Raw genomic sequence first — 6,942 nt, forward strand, 5'->3', positions numbered from 1 at the left:
TACCCGACGGTCCGTCAATCCCGTTCTCTGCCGGCCTTTTCGGCGGTACGGGCCCGCACGTGCACCCGCTCCCCCTGCGGGCCGAACAGGCTCAGGAACTCCACCGGCGCCCGCCCGGCGTTGGTGAACAGGTGCGGCGTGCGGGTGTCGAACTCGGCCGCCTCGCCCGCCTTCAGCACCACCTCGTGCTCGCCCAGCTTCAGCAGCAGCTCGCCGGAGAGCACGTACAGCCACTCGTGGCCCTCGTGCGTGCGCTGCTCGCAGTTCTCCCGGCTGCCGCCGGGGGGAACGACGATCTTGTACGCCTGCATGCCGCCGAGGCTGCGGGCCAGCGGCAGGTACGTCCAGCCGTGCCGGACGAACGGGCGCAGCCGCACCCGTGGGTCGCCGGTGGGCGGGGCGTCGACCAGTTCGTCCAGGGCCACGCCGTGCGCGCGGGCCAGCGGCAGCAGCAGTTCCAGGGTCGGCCGCCGACCGCCGGACTCCAGCCGGGACAGCGTGCTGACCGAGATGCCGGTCTGCTCGCTCAGCTGCGCCAGCGTGGTGCCGTGCTGCTGCCGGATCGCCCGCAGCCGGGGGCCGACGCCGGTCAGCACCGCCTCGAAGTCCTCGCCCATTACCCTGCTCCTCTCCACCCCTCCATTTGCCACCTCAGCAACATTGTTTGTCAATCCGGCGAACGCGGCGCACCATCGAGCCATGACCACGACGCACCGGCACGAGCACCCGCACGAGCACCCGCACGAGCACTCCGAGCAGCACGGAGACCAGCACACGAACCAGCACGCGGACCGCCCCCCGCACCCGGTCCGCCACCACGACGTGCTGATCGTCGGCGGCGGCGCCGCCGGGCTCAGCGGCGCCCTGACCCTGGCCCGCGCCCGCCGCTCCGTCCTGGTGGTCGACTCCGGCCGGCCGCGCAACGCGCCCGCCGAGGGCGTCCACGGCCTGCTCGGCCGCGAGGGCCTGCCGCCCGCCGAACTGGTCGCCCTCGGCCGGGCCGAAGTCGCCTCGTACGGCGGCGAGTTCCACGACGCCGAGGTGCTGGCCGTCGGCCGCGGGGCGGACGGCGGTTTCCGCGCCGAGCTGTCGGACGGCAGCGCGGTGCACGCCCGCCGGCTGCTGCTGACCACCGGCACCACCGACCTGCTGCCCGAGGTGCCCGGCCTGGCCGAGCGCTGGGGGCACCAGGTGGTGCACTGCCCGTACTGCCACGGCTGGGAGGTCCGCGACCGGAAGATCGCCGTGCTGGCCACCAACCCGGTGGTCGCCGTACACCAGGCGCTGCTGTGGCGGCAGTGGAGCGCGGACGTCACCCTGCTCGCGCACACCGGCGGGCCGTTCGACGAGCAGCAGCGGCGCGAGCTGGCCGCCCGCGGGGTGGGCGTGCTGCCCGGCGAGGTGGTGGCGCTGCTGCCCGAGGACGACGGCGCCGAGCTGACCGGCGTGCGGCTGGCCGACGGCACCGTGGTGCCCTGCGAGGCGCTGGCCGTCGGCACCGAGATGACGGTGACCGCGCCGTTCCTGGCCGACCTGGGCCTGGCGGCCACCGACCTGGTCCGCGAGGGCGTCCGCTTCGCCACCCGGCTGGCCACCACCGATCCGACGGGCGCCACCGGCGTCCCCGGCGTCTGGGCGGCGGGCAACCTGACCGACCCGGCCGCGCAGGTCGCGATCGCCGCCGCGGACGGGCTGCGGGCCGCCGCCGCGATCAACGCCGACCTGGTCGCCGAGGAGACCCGACTGGCCGTCGACGCGGTCGAGTTCTGGGAGAAGCGCTACGGCGAGAGCGAGCAGATCTGGAGCGGCCGCCCGAACGCCTCGCTGACCGTGCAGGCCACCGGCCTCGAGCCCGGCCGGGCGCTCGACCTGGGCTGCGGCGAGGGCGGGGACGCGCTCTGGCTGGCCGAGCGGGGCTGGCGGGTCACCGCCGTCGACATCTCCCGGGTCGCCCTGGAGCGGGCCGCCGCCCGGGCCGCCGCCGCGGGCCTCGCCGACCGGATCGACTGGCAGCGCGTCGACCTGGCGCACGCCTTCCCGTCCGGCGCGTACGACCTGGTCTCGGCGCAGTTCCTGCACTCCCCGGCCGAGTTCCCGCGCGAACGGGTGCTGCGCCGGGCCGCCGCGGCGGTCGCCCCCGGCGGCACGCTGCTGGTCACCAGCCACGCCGCGTTCCCGGTCAAGCACGACCACCCGCACCCCGAGATGCACTTCCCCACCCCGCAGGAGATGCTCGCCTCGCTGCGGCTCGACCCGGCCGGGTGGACGGTCGAGCTCGCCGAGGAGCACGCCCGCCACGACCACCCCGGGCACCCGGTCACCGACCCGGACGCCCGCCCGCACCGCGACTCCACGCTGCGCCTGCGCCGCCACGCCTGACACCCGGACTGGGAACTGAGTCCCCTCTCACACCCCCACCAGAGTGGATCTGTGGCACAGAGTGTGGTCTAGTGAGGGTACTCAGTTCCCTCCCGCGTGAAAGGACAAGGTGGCCGTGAGCTTGAGGATCGTTGTCTGTGTGAAGTACGTGCCCGACGCGACCGGTGACCGTCGCTTCGCGGACGATGCCACCACCGACCGGGAGGGCGTGGACGGCCTCCTGTCGGAGCTGGACGAGTACGGCGTCGAGCAGGCGCTGCGGATCGCGGAGGCCAACGAGGGCGCCGAGGTGACGGTGCTGACGGTGGGGCCGGACGACGCGAAGGACGCGCTGCGCAAGGCGCTGTCGATGGGCGCGGACAAGGCCGTGCACGTCAACGACGACGACATCCACGGCACGGACGCGATCGGCACCTCGGCGATCCTGGCCGCGGCGCTGGAGAAGACCGGCTACGACCTGGTGGTGTGCGGCATGGCCTCCACCGACGGCACGATGGGCGTGCTGCCCGCGCTGCTGGCCGAGCGCCTGGGCGTGCCGCAGGCCACCCTGCTGTCCGAGGTGTCGGTGGCCGGCGGCAAGGTGACCGGGCGCCGGGACGGCGACGCGGCCACCGAGCAGGTCGAGGCGGCGCTGCCCGCGGTGGTCTCGGTCACCGACCAGTCCGGCGAGGCCCGCTACCCCTCCTTCAAGGGCATCATGGCCGCGAAGAAGAAGCCGGTGCAGTCCCTGGACCTGGACGACCTGGGCATCGACGCCGACACGGTCGGCCTGGCCGGCGCCTGGACGAAGGTCGAGGACGTCACCGCCCGCCCCGCCCGCACCAAGGGCGTCATCGTGACCGACGAGGGCGAGGGCGGCAAGCAGCTCGCCGCGTACCTCGCCGAGCAGAAGTTCATCTGACGGGCCGCCGCCCCTCCCCCGGACGCCCGCGCCCCGCGCGCACCGGCCCCACCGGTCGGGCGGCCCCGCCCTCCGGGCCCCGAGCCCGCCTGACGGCACGTCACACCCGTCCTTCCACGCCTCATCAGGAGCACCCGACATGACCGAGATCCTGGTCCTGGTCGACCACGCCGACGGCGCCGTGCGCAAGCCCGCCCTCGAACTGCTGACCCTCGCCCGCCGCCTGGGCACCCCCTCCGCCGTCGTCCTGGGCGCCGGGGCCGCGGCCGCCGGCATCGCCGCCAAGGCCGCCGAGTACGGCGCCGCCAAGGTCTACACCGCCGACGCCGAGGAGTTCACCACCCAGCTCGTGGTGCCCAAGGTCGACGCGCTGACCCAGATCGCCAAGAGCGCCGGCGCCACCGCCGTGCTGGTCACCTCCTCCGGCGAGAACAAGGAGGTCGCCGCCCGCACCGCCCTGCGCCTGGGCTCCGGCCTGATCACCGACGCCGTCGACCTCGCCGCCGGCGAGAGCGGCCCCGTCGCCACCCAGTCGGTGTTCGCCGCCTCCTTCCAGGTCAGGTCCACCGTCACCACCGGCGCCCCGGTCATCACCGTCAAGCCCAACAGCGCCGCCCCCGAAGCGGCCCCCGCCGCCGGCACCGTCGAGCCCGTCACCGTCGCCCTCACCGGCAACGCCGCCACCGTCACCGCCCGCACCCCGCGCGTGTCCACCGGCCGCCCCGAGCTCACCGAGGCCGCCATCGTCGTCTCCGGCGGCCGCGGCGTCGGCGCCGCCGACGGCTTCACCGTCGTCGAGGACCTCGCCGACGCCCTCGGCGCTGCCGTCGGCGCCTCCCGCGCCGCCGTCGACGCCGGCTGGTACCCGCACAGCAGCCAGGTCGGCCAGACCGGCAAGCAGGTCTCCCCCCAGCTGTACGTCGCCGCCGGCATCTCCGGCGCCATCCAGCACCGCGCCGGCATGCAGACCAGCAAGACCATCGTCGCCGTCAACAAGGACCCCGAAGCCCCCATCTTCGAACTCGTCGACTACGGCGTCGTCGGCGACCTCTTCAACGTCCTGCCCCAGCTCACCGGCGAGGTCAAGGCCCGCAAGGGCTGAGCACCCGTCGAAGGACGAAGGGCGCGACCCCCGCGGGGGCCGCGCCCTTCGTCGCGCGCGGGGGCGGTCAGCGGCCCGCGAGGGAGTGCACGAAGCGGGTGCCGTCGATCGTGCCGAGCCCGGACGCCAGGTCGTAGCCCTTGGCGGCCTGGTAACCGGTCACCGCGTCCCAGGAGTTGTCACCCGCGGTGACGTCGGTGATGCCGCTGACCTGCTGGGGCAGCAGCGCCAGCGCGTACAGGCGCGGGTTGAGCTGGCCCAGGCGGTGGCCCGCCAGCTGGTCCGCCAGGGCGACCACGCCGGAGAAGATCGGCGTGGCCTCGCTGGTGCCGCCGACCAGGTGCCAGCCGACCCGGGTCGGGTCGTAGGACTCGTACGTCCAGGCGGCGCCGTCCACGGCCGCGCTCATCGAGATGTCCGGCGTGCCGCGGTGGTCACTGGTGGTGCCGGCCACGGCGGCCTGGTACCAGGGGCGGGCGAAGACGCCGGAGACGCCGCCGCCCGCCGCGCCGTAGTCGTCGTGCCAGACCTTGTCCGGCGCGGTGCGGTTGCCCGCGTCGTCCAGGGTCAGCTGGGTGCCGCCGACCGAGGTGACCAGCGGGTCCGCCGAGGGCCAGGAGTTGACCTTGTACGGGTACAGGTCGCTGCCGTTCTCCATCGCGTCGGTGGCGCCGTTGTCGCCGGAGGCGGCCAGCACCGTGACGTTCCGGGCGGCGGCGAACTTGAAGGCGTAGCGCAGCTTCTCGATCGACTTGAAGTCGCCCTTGTCGTAGCCGGGGAAGGTGTTCTCGGTCGCGCCGAAGCTCTGCGAGACCACGTCCACGTCGCGCGACTGGATGAGGGCCTTCTCGGCGTCCATCATCTCGGGCAGGCCGGTGACGCCCTCGGTCTCGGCGACGCCGGTCTCCACCAGCACGATGTGCGCGTCGGGGGCGATCGCGTGCGCGTACTCGACGTCCAGGGTGGTCTCGCCGGCCCAGCCGGTGTGGTCCGGGTTGGTCGGGTCGAACGCCGGGACGTTCCCCCACTTGACCACCTCGACCCGGGTGTCCGGGATGCCCCACTGCTTGTCGAAGGTCTCCAGGTCGTGCTGGATGGTGGGCGAGCCGAAGGAGTCCACGATCACGATGGTGCGGCCCTTGCCCGTCACGCCCTGCTGGTACAGCGGGTCCAGGTGGTAGGCGGTGCGGTACTGCAGCGGCGAGTAGCAGTGGATGCCGATCTGCGTGACGCAGTCCGAGGTCGATATCGGCGCGACCCGGCCGACCGCGTCGATCTGCCCGGCCGAGGCCGGGCGCAGCTTGAACGAGGGCAGGTGCGCGGCGGACCGTGCGGTGGCGGTCGCGCCGGTCAGGGCGGTGGCCCCGACGGCGAGCAGCGCGGCGGCCCGCAGCGCGGTGGAGCGTCGGGTGCCCGCGGTGGCGGGGTGCATGCCCAAGGAGACTCCTCGAAGAGACGGGCCCCGGCCCGGTCCGGCCGGGGCGCCCCTATCCCATCGGCAGCCGCCGGGCCCGGCCATAGTCCGAGAGGGCGGTGGGCATGGCCCCGGCAGGCCACCGGATTCGGTAAAGGGAACGGCGGGTTTCGGTAACGCCCCAGCTCCGGGCCGCCCGCGCGGGGCGCTGCTGCGCGCGGCCGGCCCGGACTCGTAGAGTCGGGAGGCATGGGACTGCTGACAGCACTCGACGGCGGGTACGGGGACCGGGCGGACGCGGTGGTGGTGGACGGCGCCGCCCTGTCCTGGGAGCAACTGCTGGGCGCCGCCGGGGCGGTGGCCGAACGCGCCGCCGGGGCGCCCGGCCTGGCGGTACTGGCCCGGCCGACCGCCGAGACGGTCGCCGCCGTGGTCGGCGGCCTGCTGGCGGGCGTGCCGGTGGTGCCGCTGCCGCCCGACTCCGGGCCCGTCGAGCGCGCGCACATCCTGCGCGACAGCGGCGCCGCCCTGCTGGCCGGCACCGGACTGCCCGAGGAGACCGAGGGGTTGGCGGCCCTCCCGGTCGACCTGGCGGACCGCCCGTCCGGCGCCTGGCACCCCGCCGCCGAGGACGGCGACCGGACGGCGTTCGTGCTCTACACCTCCGGCACCACCGGCGCCCCCAAGGGCGCGCTCATCCCGCACCGGGCCGTCGCCGCCGGGCTCGACGGCCTCGCCGACGCCTGGCAGTGGGACGCCGCCGACACCCTGGTGCACGGCCTGCCGCTGTTCCACGTGCACGGCCTGGTGCTCGGCGTGCTCGGCGCGCTGCGCACCGGCAGCCGGCTCGTCCACACCGGCCGGCCCACCCCCGCCGGGTACGCGGCCGCCCGCGGCAGCCTGTACTTCGGCGTCCCCACCGTCTGGTCGCGGATCGCCGCCGACCCGGCCGCCGCCCGCGAACTCGCCGCCGCCCGGCTGCTGGTCTCCGGCAGCGCCCCGCTGCCCGTCCCGGTCTTCGAACGGCTGCGGGAACTCACCGGACAGGCCCCCGCCGAGCGCTACGGCATGACCGAGACGCTGATCACCGTCGCCACCCGGGCCGACGGCGAACGCCGCCCCGGCGCCGTCGGCGTGCCGCTGCCC

The 6,942-nt window shown here is 74.9% G+C and carries 6 protein-coding genes; 4 read left to right on the forward strand and 2 right to left on the reverse strand.

Translation table 11 applies throughout. From position 1 onward, the window contains the following. Positions 1–14: 14 nt before the first annotated feature. Entirely contained in the window at positions 15–617 is a 603-nt protein-coding gene (locus ACFUEL_RS31615) for a helix-turn-helix domain-containing protein (protein WP_380240315.1), read from the reverse strand. Positions 618–699: 82 nt separating this feature from the next. Here ACFUEL_RS31615 and ACFUEL_RS31620 point away from each other — a divergent pair, with 82 nt between their 5' ends. The 3 genes from ACFUEL_RS31620 (at position 700) to ACFUEL_RS31630 (ending at position 4,382) form a co-directional block, all read left to right on the forward strand. Beyond that, positions 700–2,379: an FAD-dependent oxidoreductase gene (locus ACFUEL_RS31620; RefSeq protein ID WP_380240317.1), complete on the forward strand. Its 1,680-nt coding sequence runs from the start codon at positions 700–702 to the stop codon at positions 2,377–2,379. 115 nt (positions 2,380–2,494) lie between these two features. Further along, positions 2,495–3,280: an electron transfer flavoprotein subunit beta/FixA family protein gene (locus ACFUEL_RS31625; RefSeq protein ID WP_380240319.1), complete on the forward strand. Its 786-nt coding sequence runs from the start codon at positions 2,495–2,497 to the stop codon at positions 3,278–3,280. 139 nt (positions 3,281–3,419) lie between these two features. Continuing rightward, a complete protein-coding gene (locus ACFUEL_RS31630; RefSeq protein WP_380240321.1) occupies positions 3,420–4,382 on the forward strand; it encodes an electron transfer flavoprotein subunit alpha/FixB family protein in 963 nt (320 codons plus the stop codon). Between the two features lie 67 nt (positions 4,383–4,449). On the opposite strand, the gene ACFUEL_RS31635 is transcribed toward ACFUEL_RS31630, so the two are convergent. Beyond that, complete coding sequence (locus tag ACFUEL_RS31635; RefSeq protein ID WP_380240322.1) at positions 4,450–5,814, reverse strand: S8 family serine peptidase; 1,365 nt, start codon at positions 5,812–5,814, stop codon at positions 4,450–4,452. 231 nt (positions 5,815–6,045) lie between these two features. Between ACFUEL_RS31635 and ACFUEL_RS31640 the strand changes: the two genes are divergently transcribed. Continuing rightward, positions 6,046–6,942: AMP-binding protein (locus tag ACFUEL_RS31640; RefSeq protein WP_380240324.1), on the forward strand; the 897-nt coding region annotated here is incomplete at its 3' end.

The organism is Kitasatospora sp. NPDC057198, assembly GCF_042670125.1.
GTDB lineage: Bacteria > Actinomycetota > Actinomycetes > Streptomycetales > Streptomycetaceae > Kitasatospora.